Origin of the sequence: Streptomyces sp. NPDC051578, assembly GCF_044454045.1 — a bacterium.
GTDB lineage: Bacteria > Actinomycetota > Actinomycetes > Streptomycetales > Streptomycetaceae > Streptomyces.
The window spans coordinates 293,858-308,425 of record NZ_JBITDH010000006.1 but is presented as its reverse complement, the minus strand read 5'-3'; the positions used below and the strand labels follow the sequence as shown (position 1 = coordinate 308,425).

The following is a 14,568-nucleotide window of genomic DNA, read 5'->3' as shown; positions in this document are numbered from 1 at the left end:
ACCCTAACGGGCTGCGAGGGCCCGCTCTCCGGCGGCCCGCATGGCGGCGAGCGGGCCGGGGGCGCGGCCGGTCATCTGCTCGACCTGGAGCACCGCCTGGTGCACGAGCAGGTCGAGGCCGCCGACCAGGGCTCCGCTGCGGCCGGTCCAGGCGGCGGCCAGCGCGGTGGGCCAGGGGTCGTAGAGGACGTCGAACAGGGTGCCGGGGGCGGCGGGCACGGCGGGGGTCAGCTCGTCCGTGGCGCCGGCCGGGGTGGTGGCGATGACCAGCGGCGCGGACAGTGCCTCGGCCGCCCGCGACCAGTCGGCCGTGCGGACCTCGACGCCGAGCCGTTCGCCCCACTGCCGCATCTCGTCGGCCCGGGCACGGGAGCGCACGTACGCGGTGACCTCGCCGGTGCAGATCCGCGCGAGCGCGGCCAGCGCAGAGGAGGCGGTGGCGCCGGCTCCGAGGACCGCGGCGGCCGGCACCTTGTCGACGCCGCGCTCGTGCAGCGCGGCGACGATGCCGGGGATGTCGGTGTTGTCGCCGAGGCGGCGGCCGTCCTCGGTGAAGACCACCGTGTTGACGGCCTCGACGGAGGCGGCGGTGTCACTGACCCCGTCGAGCAGCGGCATGACGGCCCGCTTGAGCGGCATGGTCAGCGACAGCCCGGCCCACTCGGGTCCGAGCCCGGCCATGAACCCGGCCAGCGCGGCCTCGTCGATCTCGAACCGGTCGTAGGACCAGTCGGCGAGGCCGAGCTCGCGGTAGGCGGCGCGGTGCAGCACCGGTGAGAGGGAGTGCTCGATGGGCGAACCCAGCACCGCGGCCCGTATGCGTGACATGTACTGCTATCCGCCGTTCTTCTGCTTCTGCCGCTCCTGGAACTCCGCGGCGAGCCTCTGATGCTCCTCGTACGTCTTGGTGAAGGTCGTCGTCTTGCCGTCGACCGACACGAAGAACATCCAGCCACCGTGATCCGGGTTGAGCGTAGCGCTCAACGCGTCCGCACCGGGGTTGTCGATCGGGCCGGGAGGCAGTCCCTTGACGAAGTGCGTGTTGTACGGGTTGTCGAACGTCCTGGCTTCCTTGAGCGAGAAGTTGATGTTGCTCGTGCCCTTGACGTAGTTGTACGTGGAGTCGAATTCGAGCTTCTGGTTGGTGACGTCGTTCGTCTTCTTGAGGCGGTTGTACACGACCTCGGACATCTTCCGGAAGTCGTCGTGGTTCTTGCCCTCGGCGTTGACGAGACTGGCGACCGTGATCACCTGGAGCGGGTTTTCCAGGCCCAGGCTCTTGGCCTTGGACTCGATCCCGAGCTCCGTGTACTTGTCCGTCGCGTTCTTGACCATCTGCTTGAGCAGGGCCTCGGGGGCCATGTTCTTGGTCAGGTCGTAGCGCGCCGGGTACAGGAACCCTTCGAGGGGGTCCATGAGCTGCGGGTTGTTGCCGGCCCAGGCCGGCAGGCCGAGGTTCTTCGCCTCGCGCTTGGCGATCTCCTGGGTGGTGCCCTGCGGCTTGCCGAGCTTGTTGTCGATCATCTCGTAGACGGCGGCGTTGCGCTTGCCCTCGGGAACGATGATGACGTTCAGCTTCGACGGGTCCGTCATCAGTGCGACGGCGGCCGCGGCGGACATCTTCTTCTTGAGCGGGTAGGTACCGGGCTGGATGCCCTTGCCCTTGGGGGTGTCCGCGGCGGTGATGAAGGCCTTGGCGCTCGCGACGACGCCCGCCTTCTCCAGGATGCTGCCCATCTGGGCGAGGGTGGCGTTCTTGGGGATCTCGACGTCCACGGTCTCTTCGAGGCCGGGGCCGGCGTAGTCCTCGCCGGGGCCGTAGCGGGCCTTGATGTACGTGTAGCCGTAGTAACCGCCACCGCCGAGGACGGCCGCGACCACCACGGCCGCGACCAGGCAGGACATGCCGCGGCGTCTGGGTTTCGCCTTCGTCTTCTTCGAACGGCCCCCGCGGCGGCCGCCCTCGCCACCGCGCCCGTCGTCGTCGCCGGCGAGGGGCTCGGACTCCTCCTCGGGGTCCTCGGTGAGGAGGTCGGTGTCCTGGCTCCCCGGCTCCGGCTCCAGGTGGCGCCGGCTCGGGGGCACCGGCGGCGGGTAGGCCTCCGGGGTGGCGTACAGGTCGGGGGCCTCGCCGGGGAAGCCGGCGCCGGTCTGCTGGGCGTACGGCTCGGCGCCCGCGTACGGGTCCGCACCCGGGTACGGGTCCGCAGGCGCGGGCGCGCCCGCGTACTGGCCCTGGCCGGTGTCCCAGGGCTGGCCTCCGTACGCCGGCTGCGGCTGGTCGCTCTGCTGGTACTGCTGCTGCGGGAGGAAGCCCTCCTGCGGGTACTGCTGGTACTGCTGCGGGAGCTGGTCCGGGTGCTGCTGGTACTGCTGCCCGTCCTGGAACTGGGGGGCCTGCAACTGAGGGTCCTGGAACCGTGGGTCCTGGTGCTGCGGCGCCTGCGCGTACTGCTGCTGGTCACCGGCGTACGGCAGCTGACCCTGCTGGGCCGGATGCCCGGTGTACCCCTGGTCCCCGTACAAGGGGTCCTCGGGGTGCCACGGTTCGGGGGCGCGGCCCCGGCCATACTCAGTCATCGGTCCCCTAGAGCCGCGAGACGGAGGCAGCGGCTCATCGCCGCGGCACCCGGTTCCGCCTCTGAAGTGGTGGGCGACGGCTGTTCGAATGCCGTCACATCGCGCGGAACGTTACCGTATCGCGATCAGACAACCACTTCGACGCACTCACCGGGCGGATTACCTGATACCCGTTCGGTCTCAAGAGCGTTCTGGAGGATCACCACGGCGGCGGCCTGGTCGATGACCGCCCGCCCCTTCTTGGCGTTCCTGCCCGAGGCCCGCAGCCCCTGGGCGGCGGTGACCGTGGTCATCCGCTCGTCCACCAGACGGACCGTCACCGGCTTGATGCCCTTGGCGAGTTCGTTCGCGAAGGCGCGCACTTTGGCCGCGGCCGGCCCCTCCCGCCCGCTGAGCGAGCGGGGGAGGCCGACCACGACTTCGAGCGGCTCGTACTCCTGCACGAGCTGCCGCAGCCGCCGGTGGGCGAACGGGATGTCCCGGCCCGGCACGGTTTCCACCGGTGTGGCCAGCACCCCGTCGGGGTCGCAGGAAGCGACCCCGATCCGGGCGTCCCCGACGTCGATGGCCAGTCGGCGGCCGCGGCGCAGCGTCATCGTCAGGCCGTCTCGGCGACGAGGCGCTCGACCGCGGCGATGGCCTCGGGCACGGCGGCCGGGTTCTGGCCGCCGCCCTGGGCGACGTCCGGCTTGCCGCCACCGCCGCCGCCGAGGGTCTTGGCGGCGGTGCGGACCAGGTCACCGGCCTTGAGACCGCGCTCGCGCGCGGCGTCGTTGGTGGCGATGACCGTCAGCGGACGGCCGCCCGCCACGGTGAACAGGGCCACGACGACCGGGCGGCCGCCCTGGATGCGGCCCCGGACGTCGAGGACGAGCTTGCGCAGGTCGTCGGCGCCGGTGCCGTCGGGCACCTGACCGACGACGAGGGCCACCCCGCGGATGTCCTGGGCGTTCTCGGCGAGGCCCGCGGCGGCCTGGAGGACCTTCTCCGCGCGGAACTTCTCGATCTCCTTCTCGGCGTCCTTCAACTTGCCGAGCATGGAGGCGATCTTCTCCGGCAACTCCTCCGGACGTCCCTTGACCAGCTCCTGGAGCTGGGCGACGACCGTGTGCTCCTTGGCGAGGAAGTTGTAGGCGTCCACGCCCACCAGGGCCTCGACGCGGCGCACGCCGGAGCCGATGGAGGACTCGCCGAGCAGCTTGACCAGGCCGAGCTGGCTGGTGTTGGCGACGTGGGTGCCGCCGCACAGCTCCTTGGAGAAGTCGCCGATGGTCACGACGCGCACGCGCTCGCCGTACTTCTCGCCGAACTCGGCGATGGCGCCCTGCTTCTTCGCCTCGTCGATGCTCATGACCTCGGCGGTGACGTCGAGCTCGCGGGAGAGCACGTCGTTGATCTTCTGCTCGACGTCGGTGAGGACGCTGCCGGGGACGGCGTTCGGCGAGCCGAAGTCGAAGCGGAAGCGGCCGGGCGAGTTCTCGGAACCGGCCTGGGCGGCCGTCGGACCGAGCGCGTCACGCAGCGCCTGGTGGGTCAGGTGCGTGGCGGAGTGGGCGCGGGCGATGGCCCGGCGGCGCTTGACGTCGATGGCGGCGTAGGCGGAGGCGCCCACGGTCACCTCGCCGACCTGCACCGACCCCTTGTGCACGGAGACGCCCGGGACGGGCTGCTGGACGTCGCGGACCTCGATCACGGCGCCGGAGTCGAGCTTGATCCGGCCCTGGTCGGCGAGCTGGCCGCCGCCCTCGGCGTAGAAGGGGGTGCGGTCCAGGACGACCTCGACCTCGTCGCCCTCGGAGGCGGCGGGCGCGGAGACGCCGTTGACCAGCAGGCCGACGATGGTGGACTCGCCCTGGTTGGTGGCGTAGCCGGTGAACTCGGTGGCGCCGGAGCCGTCGGCGATCTCCCGGTAGGCGGACATGTCCGCGTGGCCGGTCTTCTTGGCCTTGGCGTCGGCCTTGGCGCGGTCGCGCTGCTCCTGCATGAGGCGGCGGAAGCCGCTCTCGTCCACGGAGAGGCCCTGCTCGGCGGCCATCTCCAGGGTGAGGTCGATCGGGAAGCCCCAGGTGTCGTGGAGCAGGAACGCCTTGTCGCCGGAGAGGACCGTGCCGCCGGTGGCCTTGGTCTCGCTCACGGCGGTGTCGAGGATGTTGGTGCCGCCCTTGATGGCCTTGAGGAAGGCGGCCTCTTCGGCGAGCGCGACGGTCTCGATGCGCTTGCGGTCGGTGACGAGCTCCGGGTACTGCTGCCCCATCGTGTCGATCACGACGCCGATGAGGTCCTGGACGACCGGGCCGGTGGCGCCCATGAGGCGCATGTTGCGGATGGCGCGGCGCATGATGCGGCGCAGCACGTAGCCGCGGCCCTCGTTGCCGGGGGTGACGCCGTCGCCGATGAGCATCGTCGAGGTGCGGATGTGGTCGGCGACCACGCGCAGCGAGACGTCGGTGCCCTGGGCGGCCCCGTACCGGACGCCGGTCAGCTCGGTGGCCTTGTCCATGACCACGCGCAGGGTGTCGGTCTCGTACATATTCTGCACGCCCTGCAGGATCATGGCGAGGCGTTCGAGACCGAGACCGGTGTCGATGTTCTTCGAGGGCAGGTCGCCGAGGATCGGGAAGTCCTCCTTCCCGTCGCCGGCGCCGCGCTCGTACTGCATGAAGACCAGGTTCCAGATCTCCACGTACCGCTCGTCGTTGACGGCGGGGCCGCCCTCGACGCCGAACTCGGGGCCGCGGTCGTAGTTGATCTCGGAGCAGGGGCCGCAGGGGCCGGGGACGCCCATGGACCAGAAGTTGTCCTTCTTGCCCAGGCGCTGGATGCGCTCGGCGGGCACGCCGATCACGTCGCGCCAGATCTGCTCGGCCTCGTCGTCGTCGAGGTAGACGGTGATCCAGAGCTTCTCGGGCTCAAGGCCGTAGCCGCCGTCCGCCACGGAGCTGGTGAGCAGCTCCCAGGCGTACTTGATGGCGCCTTCCTTGAAGTAGTCCCCGAAGGAGAAGTTGCCGCACATCTGGAAGAACGTGCCGTGGCGGGTGGTCTTGCCGACCTCTTCGATGTCCGGGGTGCGCACGCACTTCTGCACGCTGGTAAGCGTCGGGGCCGGCGGCTTGACCTCGCCCAGGAAGTAGGGCTTGAACGGCACCATGCCCGCGGGCACCAGCAGCAGAGTCGGGTCGTCCGCGATGAGCGACGCCGAAGGGACAACGGTGTGACCGCGCTCCTCGAAGAAGCTCAGCCAGCGGCGGCGGATTTCAGCCGACTCCATCAGTGGTCCTCATTCCGGTTGTACGAGAGATTCGGGCGGTGGGTGGTCTGGTCGTGCGGGTCGGGCGCGATGCCCCGCGTCCGCCGGGGCCCGGGCAGGGCCGTGACGTTGTGGGGCAGGGCCGGCCCGTCGGCGTCCTGGCGCAGGCCCAGTGCGTCGTTCAGCTGTTCCTCGCGCTGGGTCATTCCCGCCTTGACGTCCAGGGCGAAGTCCTTGAGGCGGTGGCCCGCCTCGACGGCCTTGTCGGCGGCCTGTGCGGCGAGGCTCTCCGGGGTCAGCTTCTTGAGCTGCCGGTTGACCTTGGTGGTGGCCCACACGCCGGCGGCTGCGCCTGCGGTGAACCAGAAGGCTCGGCGGAACATCGGAGTCTCAGCCCTTCTGCTTCCGGCGCCGGGCGGCCGGCACCGTACGGCCGACGATCACAGTGCGTCGGGTGGTCTTGGCGGCCTCGGCGTCGGTCCTGCCCAGGGCCTTGCGCACGCCGTAGCCGAAGGCGGCCACCTTGACCAGCGGGCCGCCGAAGGTGGAGGCCACGGTCGAGGACAGCGCGGAGGCGTTGGAGGTGACCTCCTGGACGTCGCTCGCGATCGCGTCGACCCGGTCGAGCTGGGTGCGCGCGGAGCGCACGGTGGTGGAGGCGTCGGCGAGCAGCGGGACCGCCTGCTCGGTCACGTCCGCCACGAGCTTGGTGGTCGCCTTGAGCACCTGGGCCAGTCTCACCAGTACCACGGCGAGGAAGGAGACCAGGATGGCCCAGAAGACGGCCACGAGGATCCCGGCCACCTCTCCACCGGACACGTTTGCACCGCTTCCTGCACATAGATCGCTGGGTATAAAAAGTCTTCTCCGACCCTATCGCGCCGGAGATCCCCGGCCGTACCGGAATTCCGGCCCGGGCCGGGAAAACAGGAAGCCCGCCGGCTCCCCCGAGGGGGAACCGGCGGGCTGACCAGCCTGTGAGGCTACGGCCGCCGGAAGATCAGCGGGCGTAGTACTCGACGACGAGCTGCTCGTCGCAGATGACCGGGATTTCCTTGCGGTTCGGGTCGCGGTCCAGGCGGAAGGCCAGGGCCTTCAGGTTGACCTGCAGGTAGCGGGGGGTCTCGCCCTCGCCTGCGTAGCCACCCTCACGGGCAACCTGGAACGGAACCTTCTCGCGGCTGCGCTCGCGAACCGTGATCACGTCGTCCGGGCGGACGCGGAACGACGGCTTGTCGACCTTGGCACCGTTGACCTCGATGTGGCCGTGAACGACCATCTGGCGGGCCTGGTAGATGGTGCGGGCGATGCCCGAACGCAGGACCAGGGCGTCGAGGCGACGCTCGAGCTCGACGACCAGCGCCTCGCCCGTCTTGCCTTCGGCCTTCTTGGCGCGGTCGTAGGCGCGAGCCATCTGACGCTCAGAGATGTCGTACTGCGCGCGAAGACGCTGCTTCTCGAGCAGACGAACCTTGTAGTCCGAGTTCTGCTTGCGGCCACGGCCGTGCTCGCCCGGCGGGTAGGGGCGGGCCTCGAAGTACTTGACGGCCTTCGGGGTCAGCGCAATGCCGAGGGCACGCGACTTCTTGACCTTGGGTCGCTTCTGGTTCACGTGGAACCTACCTCCATGTAGTCAGGTGAGACTTACCGGTAACGAGGGGGACGTAATGTCTCGACCACATGGGATCCCCCTGCCCAGTGCGCATCGGAGTTCGGGTTCCAACGAAACGGAATCCGCTTTCGACGACGGTAAGCAGGGTCAGCCGCGTCCCAGGGAAGGCGTTCGGCAGCTCACCGGAGCCGAACGCGTACGAACCCTCGTAAGAGTCCAACGCCTCAGTATCCCCCACGTCGCCGGATGCTCCTGACACCAGGAGCCGCCGGGGGTGCGGGACAGGGGGGCCGGCCGCTTGCGGCCGTCACCCCGGACGGGGACGTGGTCCTCCGTGTTCCCACGGGTTCCGCGGCCACCGAGGCGGTCGCCCACGTCCAGGACCGGCCTCACCGCCGTGATCGAGATCACGGATGTGGCGCCGGTTTCCGTGGACCATCGTATCCGAGGCCGCGACGGGCGCGGGGCCGCCCCGGCGCAGGTCAGCCGCGCTCCCCGCGCAGCCGTTCGCGTACCTTCTCCACCACGTCCGCGTACCGGGCCTCCGCGCCGTAGCGCGTGGGCTCGTAGTACCGCTTGCCCTGGACCTCGTCCGGTGCGTACTGCTGGGCGGCGATCGCGCCCGGCACGTCATGCGGGTACACGTACCCCACCGCGTGGCCGAGCTTGGCCGCGCCCTTGTAGTGGCCGTCCCGCAGGTGCGCCGGGACCGGGCCGGCCAGCCCGGCCCGTACGTCGGCCAGGGCCGCGCCGATCGCCGTCGTCGCGGTGTTCGACTTGGGGGCCAGGGCCAGCGCGATCGTCGCGTGCGACAGGGTGAGCGCCGCCTCCGGGAAGCCGATCATGGCCACCGCCTGCGCCGCCGCGACCGCGAGCGGCAGGGCCGTGGGGTCCGCCAGCCCGATGTCCTCGCTCGCGGAGATCATCAGGCGTCGCGCGATGAACCGGGGGTCCTCCCCCGCCTCGATCATCCGGGCCAGGTAGTGCAGTGCCGCGTCCACGTCGGAGCCCCGGATCGACTTGATCAGCGCGCTCGCCACGTCGTAGTGCTGGTCGCCGTCCCGGTCGTACTTGACGGCGGCGCGGTCGACCGACTCCTCCAGCGTCCGCAGGGTGATCTCCGGCTCCCCCTTGGCGATCGCCGACCCGGCGCCGGCCTCCAGCGCCGTCAGGGCGCGCCGGGCGTCGCCCCCGGCGATGCGCAGCAGGTGCGCCTCGGCGTCGGCGAGCAGGGTCACCGCCCCGCCCAGTCCCCGCTCCTCGGTGAGGGCGCGCCGAACCAGCGCGCTCAGGTCCTCGTCCGTCAGCGGCTCCAGCGTCAGCAGCAGGGAGCGCGAGAGCAGCGGCGAGATGATCGAGAAGTACGGGTTCTCGGTGGTCGCCGCGATGAGGGTGACCCAGCGGTTCTCGACGGCCGGGAGCAGCGAGTCCTGCTGCGCCTTGCTGAACCGGTGGATCTCGTCGAGGAAGAGGACGGTCTCCTTGCCGTACCCGCCGGCCGCCCGCCGGGCGCCCTCGATCACGGCGCGTACTTCCTTGACTCCGGCGGTGATCGCCGACAGCTCCACGAACCGCTTCTGCGTCGCCTGGCTGACGACGTAGGCGAGGGTGGTCTTCCCGGTGCCGGGAGGGCCCCACAGGATCACCGAGGACGCGCCGGCCGGGCCCCCGGCGCCTTCCCCGACCAGCCGGCGAAGGGGCGCGCCGGGTTTGAGCAGGTGCTGCTGGCCCACGACCTCGTCCAGGGTGCGCGGGCGCATGCGGACGGCGAGCGGAGAGCTGGAGGGGTCCTTCTCCTGGCGGTCCTCGGCGGCGGCGGTGAAGAGATCTGGTTCCACACCGGAAGCCTAAGCGAGGGCACTGACAGCCCGGGCGGCCGTCATATGACCGTCAGGAGGTCCAGAAGTCCCACCAGCGGGTCAGGATCAGCATCCCGATGACCCCGATGTGCAGGACGGGCAGCACCCAGGTGAACTCGTCCAGGAAGCCCCGCAGCCAGCCGGGGGCCGGCAGCATCCGCGTGCGCACGTTGTGGGCGGTCACGTACCAGAACATGAGGATGGTGGCGACCCAGGCGAGGCAGCACCACAGGCACAGCGAGTTGATGTTGTACAGCGACTGGTACATCAGCCAGGTGCAGAAACCGACGCCGAACAGCGTGCCCGCGTTGAGCGCGAGCCAGTACCAGCGCCGGAAGCGCGCTCCCGCCAGCAGGCTCATGCCGACGCAGATCACGATCCCGTAGGCCACGAGCCCGAGCATCGGGTTCGGGAACCCGAAGACGGCCGCCTGGTCGCTCTTCATGATGTTGCCGCAGGAGACGATCGGGTTCAGGCTGCAGCCCGGTGTGAAGTTCGGGTCCTCCAGCAGCTTGAACTTGTCGATGGTGATCACCCAGGCGGCCAGCAGCCCGGCCGCACCCGTGATCACCAGCAGCAGCGCCAGGGCCCGGCTGCCGCCGGAGGTCCGGGCGGTGTCCGCGTCAGAGCCTGTTGTCGTCATCCCGCCCGCTCCACATCTGCAAGGTCATCAAGCACCGGCCATTGTGCCGTACGGATGAGCCGCGGGGCCGTTCGATGGGGATAAGGGGGCCCTGCGGGGCCGACACGGCGAAGGGGCGGGACAGGGAGTCCTCCCCGGCCCGCCCCTCGACGACGCCTGCCGTCAGGCCAGCTGCGCCCGCAGCACCTCGACCACCTCGGTCAGCGCCACCGGGTTCTGCTCGCCGGACTCCAGGTCCTTGAGCTGCACGACGCCCTCGGCGAGGTCCCGGTCACCCGCGACGATCGCGTAGCGGGCGCCGGAGCGGTTCGCGTCCTTCATGGCCCCCTTGAGGCCCTTGCCGCCGTACGAGATGTCCGCCGCGACACCGGCCCGGCGCAGCTCCGTGACCAGGCCGAACAGCACCGGCTTCGCTTCGCCGAGCGCCACCGCGAACACCGACGTGGACGCGGGGATGTCCAGCTCGACGCCCTCCGCCTCCAGCGCCAGCACCGTACGGTCCACGCCCAGCGCCCAGCCCACCGACGGCAGCGCCGGGCCGCCGATCATCTCGGACAGGCCGTCGTAGCGGCCGCCGCCGCCGACCGCCGACTGCGAACCCAGACCGTCGTGGACGAACTCGAAGGTGGTGCGCGTGTAGTAGTCGAGGCCGCGCACCAGCTTCTCGTCGTCCTCGAACGCGACGCCGGCCGCCGTGATCAGCGCCCGCACCTCCTCGTGGTACTGCTTGCACGCGTCGCACAGGTAGTCCCGCAGCACCGGGGCGCCGACGAGCTGCTTCTGTACGTCGGCCCGCTTGTCGTCGAGGACACGCAGCGGGTTGATCTCGGCCCGGCGCACGGTCTCCGCGTCGAGGTCGAGGCCGCTCAGGAAGGCCTGGAGCGCCTCCCGGTACACCGGGCGGCACTCCTTGTCGCCGAGCGAGTTCAGCAGGATGCGGAAGTTGCGCAGGCCCAGCGAGCGGTACGCCTGGTCGGCGAGGATGATCAGCTCGGCGTCCAGGGCCGGGTCCTCGGCACCGATCGCCTCGGCACCGACCTGCGAGAAGTGGCGGTAGCGGCCCGCCTGCGGGCGCTCGTAGCGGTAGTACGAGCCCGAGTACCAGAGCTTGACCGGCAGGTTGCCCTTCTTGTGCAGGCTGGCCTCCAGTGCCGCGCGCAGCACCGAGGCCGTGCCCTCCGGACGCAGGGCCAGCTGGTCACCGCCCTTGGTCTCGAAGGCGTACATCTCCTTGGAGACGATGTCGGTGGACTCGCCGACGCCGCGCGCGAACAGGCCGACGTCCTCGAAACCGGGCGTCTCGATGTAGCCGTAGCCGGAGTTCCTCAGCGGGGCGGCGATGGCCTCGCGTACCGCCAGGAACTTCACGGAGACCGGCGGGATCAGGTCGTAGGTGCCCTTGGGGGCCTTGAAGGTGCTCACGGAAGTCTCGTCACATTCCTCGTCGTGGGGCGGCTGCGCCGTCCCCCAGGCCGGCGGCGACGTCCCGCAGGTACGGGTTGGTCGCGCGCTCGCGCCCGATGGTGGTCTGGGGACCGTGGCCGGACAGCACCACCGTCGAGTCGTCCAGCGGCAGGCACACGCGGGCCAGCGAGCGGAGTATCTCGGCGTGGGAGCCGCCGGGCAGGTCGGTGCGTCCGATGGAGCCGGCGAAGAGCAGGTCGCCGGAGAAGAAGACGGACGGGATGTCCGCGGTCTCCGGCATCCGGAAGGTCACCGACCCCTTGGTATGTCCGGGCGCGTGGGCCACCGAGAAATCCATCCCGGCCAGCTTGAGGCCCGCTCCGTCGGTCAGCTCGCGGACGTCGTCCGGTTCGCCGACGGTCAGCTCGCCCATGAGCGGCATCCCGATGGAGCGGCCGAGGGCCTTCTCCGGGTCGCTCATCATGTAGCGGTCCTCCGGGTGGATCCAGGCCGGTACGTCGTGTGCTCCGCACACCGGGACCACCGAGGCCACATGATCGATGTGGCCATGGGTGAGGACGACCGCGACGGGCTTGAGCCGGTGCTTCTTCAACGTCTCCTCGACGCCCTGGGCGGCCTGGTGGCCCGGGTCGATGATGACGCACTCCTCACCGGCGGCGGGGGCGACCACATAGCAGTTGGTCCCCCAGGCCCCTGCGGGGAACCCGGCAATCAGCACGTTCGTCCTCAATCGTCGTCCGGCGTGAGCTCGGGCGGCGCGCACGGAGCGCGATGCCGCTGCTCAGAGCCTACCGGGGCGGCTCATGACACAGCTAACCCATATACGGTACGGACTGCCCAGCCCGGACAGCGGTACCAGAGACGTACAAGGAGACGACCGGTGGTCAGCAGCGATCAGCGTCGGCGACAGCTCGCCAGGGAGAAGTACGAGCGCCAGCAGCAGCGGCGGGCCGAGGCCCGCCGGAAGGCGCGCCGCCGCACGGCGGTGATCGGCGCGGCCGTGGCCGTGGTGGTCGCGACGCTGGTCGGACTCGTGGCGGGCGGTGTCTTCGACAGCAAGGACAAGAAGACCGAGGCATCGGACACCCCCTCGCCGACCGCGTCGCCCACCCCCAAGCAGTCGCCCCCGGCGATGGCGATCGACGACAAGGCGAAGTACACCTTCGACCTCAAGACGAGCGCGGGCGACGTCAAGTTCGAGATGGACGCCGCGAAGACCCCGCAGACGGTCAACTCGTTCAAGTCGCTCGCCGACAAGGGCTTCTTCGACAACACCAAGTGCCACCGCCTGGTGACCAGCGGCATCTTCGTGCTCCAGTGCGGTGACCCGCAGGGCACCGGCATGGGCGGCCCCGGCTACACGATCCCGGACGAGAACCTCGACGCCCTGGGCAAGCCGAACGAGCAGGGCCAGGTGATCTACCCGGCGGGCACGGTGGCGATGGCGAACACCGGCCAGCCCGGGACCGGCGGCAGCCAGTTCTTCCTCGTCTACAAGGACAGCCCGCTCGCGCCCTCGTACACGCCCTTCGGCAAGATCGACGCGGCCGGGCTCAAGGTCGTGGAGGACGTCGCGAAGGCGGGGACGGCCGACGGCGCCCAGGACGGCGCTCCCAAGAACCCCGTGACCATCGAGAAGGGCACCGTCACCAAGAACTGACCGGGACCGGGACGCGGCGGCCGGACGCGGCCGGCCCCGGCGCCCGTACGTCGATATTGCGTCGTGCGGGATGCGGACAGCCGGCCCGGCGGTCGCCTATGTTGGCGTTGTGCAGGGCGGGCGCGGCCCGCCCCAGGAAACTGTGGACGATGCCCGGGGGTGAACCCCTCGCGAGGCATCAGGTGGAGGAGGCGCTGTGAGCAGCGACCCGTGGGGCCGAGTCGACGAGACCGGCACCGTGTACGTGCGTACTGCCGAGGGCGAGCAGGTCGTCGGCTCTTGGCAGGCGGGCACCCCTGAGGAGGCCCTGGCCTACTTCGAGCGCAAGTACGAGGGCCTGGTGGTCGAGATCGGCCTCCTCGAACGGCGGGTGCGGACCACCGATCTGTCCGCCAAGGACGCCCAGACGGCCATCGACCACCTGCGTACGCAGGTGGACGAGCACCACGCCGTGGGCGATCTCGACGCGCTGCGCGTCCGGCTGGACAAGCTGGTCGCGACGGTGGAGTCGCGGCGCGAGGAGCGCAAGGTCCAGAAGGCCAAGCAGGCGGACGAGGCCCGTGCGGCCAAGGACGCGCTGGTCACCGAGGCCGAGCAGCTGGCGCAAAGCGACCAGTGGCGCAGCGCGGGCGAGCGGCTGCGCGCCCTGGTGGACATCTGGAAGGGGCTGCCCCGGCTCGACCGCAAGTCGGACGACGAGCTGTGGCACCGCTTCTCGCACGCCCGCTCGGCGTTCTCCAAGCGCCGCAAGGCGCACTTCGCCTCGCTGGACGCGCAGCGCGAGGAGGCCCGCAAGACCAAGGAGAAGCTGGTCGCCGAGGCCGAGTCGCTGTCGAAGTCGACGGACTGGGGTCCGACGGCCGCCCGCTACCGCGAACTGATGGAGAGCTGGAAGGCGGCCGGCCGGGCGCAGCGGGAGGCGGAGGACGACCTGTGGAACCGTTTCCGCGGTGCGCAGGACGTGTTCTTCGCGGCCCGCAGCGAGGTCTTCGCGGAGCGCGACGCCGAGCAGGTGGAGAACCTGCGGCTCAAGGAGGAGCTGGCCGAGGAGGCCGAGAAGCTCGTCCCGGTGACGGACTTGAAGGCGGCCCGGGCCGCGTTCCGCTCCCTCAACGAGCGCTGGGAGGCCATCGGCCACGTGCCGCGTGACGCGCGGCCCAAGGTCGAGGGCCGGATGCACGCGGTGGAGCGGGCCATCCAGGAGGCCGAGGAAGGCGAGTGGCGGCGTACGAACCCGGAGGCGCGGGCACGTGCGGCCGGCCTGACGGGTCAGCTGCAGGCGGCGGTCGACAAGCTGCGCGAGCAGATCGACGCGGCCCGTGCCGCGGGCAACAACGCGAAGGCCGACAAGCTGTCCCGGGAGCTGGAGGGCCGTCAGGCCCTGCTGGACCAGGCCCTCAAGGGCCTTGAGGAGTTCGGCGGCTGATCGCCCCCTCCTTCGCGGAACGAGGCGGCCCCGGTACGCGAGTACCGGGGCCGCCTTCCGCTTGACCGGGCCGGGCTACGGACCGCGGGGCTACGGCCTGCGGGGCGGGCTACGGC

The 14,568-nt window shown here is 70.6% G+C and carries 13 protein-coding genes; 2 read left to right on the top strand and 11 right to left on the bottom strand.

The window, feature by feature from the left end; translation table 11 throughout:
- Window positions 1-3 precede the first annotated feature (3 nt).
- The 11 genes from ACIA6C_RS25075 to ACIA6C_RS25025 all read right to left on the bottom strand — a co-directional run bounded on the left by ACIA6C_RS25075 (window position 4) and on the right by ACIA6C_RS25025 (window position 12,084).
- The gene (locus ACIA6C_RS25075) at window positions 4-828 is read right to left on the bottom strand and encodes a shikimate dehydrogenase (RefSeq protein WP_399279074.1); all 825 of its coding nucleotides are present in this window, start codon (window positions 826-828) and stop codon (window positions 4-6) included.
- A gap of 6 nt (window positions 829-834) precedes the next feature.
- Window positions 835-2,580 (bottom strand): endolytic transglycosylase MltG, encoded by a 1,746-nt coding sequence (gene mltG, locus ACIA6C_RS25070; protein WP_399279072.1) that lies wholly within the window; start codon window positions 2,578-2,580, stop codon window positions 835-837.
- A gap of 125 nt (window positions 2,581-2,705) precedes the next feature.
- Window positions 2,706-3,176 (bottom strand): Holliday junction resolvase RuvX, encoded by a 471-nt coding sequence (gene ruvX / locus ACIA6C_RS25065; protein ID WP_361133677.1) that lies wholly within the window; start codon window positions 3,174-3,176, stop codon window positions 2,706-2,708.
- Window positions 3,177-3,178: 2 nt separating this feature from the next.
- On the bottom strand, window positions 3,179-5,848 hold the full coding sequence (gene alaS, locus ACIA6C_RS25060; RefSeq protein ID WP_399279069.1) for an alanine--tRNA ligase: 2,670 nt from the start codon (window positions 5,846-5,848) through the stop codon (window positions 3,179-3,181).
- Window positions 5,848-6,210: a DUF6167 family protein gene (locus tag ACIA6C_RS25055; protein ID WP_361133670.1), complete on the bottom strand. Its 363-nt coding sequence runs from the start codon at window positions 6,208-6,210 to the stop codon at window positions 5,848-5,850. Before ACIA6C_RS25055 ends, alaS begins: the two co-directional genes overlap by 1 nt.
- 7 nt (window positions 6,211-6,217) lie before the next feature.
- Window positions 6,218-6,646 carry a DUF948 domain-containing protein gene (locus tag ACIA6C_RS25050; RefSeq protein ID WP_399279067.1) on the bottom strand — a complete coding sequence of 143 codons (429 nt, stop codon included), beginning with the start codon at window positions 6,644-6,646 and terminating at the stop codon, window positions 6,218-6,220.
- Window positions 6,647-6,827: 181 nt separating this feature from the next.
- Window positions 6,828-7,439 carry a 30S ribosomal protein S4 gene (gene rpsD, locus ACIA6C_RS25045; RefSeq protein WP_030026606.1) on the bottom strand — a complete coding sequence of 204 codons (612 nt, stop codon included), beginning with the start codon at window positions 7,437-7,439 and terminating at the stop codon, window positions 6,828-6,830.
- 482 nt (window positions 7,440-7,921) lie between these two features.
- Window positions 7,922-9,277, bottom strand: coding sequence for a replication-associated recombination protein A (locus ACIA6C_RS25040; RefSeq protein WP_399279064.1), 1,356 nt, complete (start codon window positions 9,275-9,277; stop codon window positions 7,922-7,924).
- A gap of 52 nt (window positions 9,278-9,329) precedes the next feature.
- Window positions 9,330-9,941 (bottom strand): vitamin K epoxide reductase family protein, encoded by a 612-nt coding sequence (locus ACIA6C_RS25035; RefSeq protein WP_399279062.1) that lies wholly within the window; start codon window positions 9,939-9,941, stop codon window positions 9,330-9,332.
- 162 nt (window positions 9,942-10,103) lie between these two features.
- Complete coding sequence (hisS, locus tag ACIA6C_RS25030; protein WP_399279060.1) at window positions 10,104-11,363, bottom strand: histidine--tRNA ligase; 1,260 nt, start codon at window positions 11,361-11,363, stop codon at window positions 10,104-10,106.
- 10 nt (window positions 11,364-11,373) lie between these two features.
- On the bottom strand, window positions 11,374-12,084 hold the full coding sequence (locus ACIA6C_RS25025; protein ID WP_361133656.1) for an MBL fold metallo-hydrolase: 711 nt from the start codon (window positions 12,082-12,084) through the stop codon (window positions 11,374-11,376).
- Between the two features lie 162 nt (window positions 12,085-12,246).
- Between ACIA6C_RS25025 and ACIA6C_RS25020 the strand changes: the two genes are divergently transcribed.
- Window positions 12,247-13,026, top strand: a complete 780-nt coding sequence (locus ACIA6C_RS25020) for a peptidylprolyl isomerase (protein WP_366080588.1) — start codon at window positions 12,247-12,249, stop codon at window positions 13,024-13,026.
- A 196-nt stretch (window positions 13,027-13,222) separates the two neighbouring features.
- Window positions 13,223-14,452 (top strand): DUF349 domain-containing protein, encoded by a 1,230-nt coding sequence (locus ACIA6C_RS25015; RefSeq protein WP_399279057.1) that lies wholly within the window; start codon window positions 13,223-13,225, stop codon window positions 14,450-14,452.
- Window positions 14,453-14,568 lie beyond the last annotated feature (116 nt).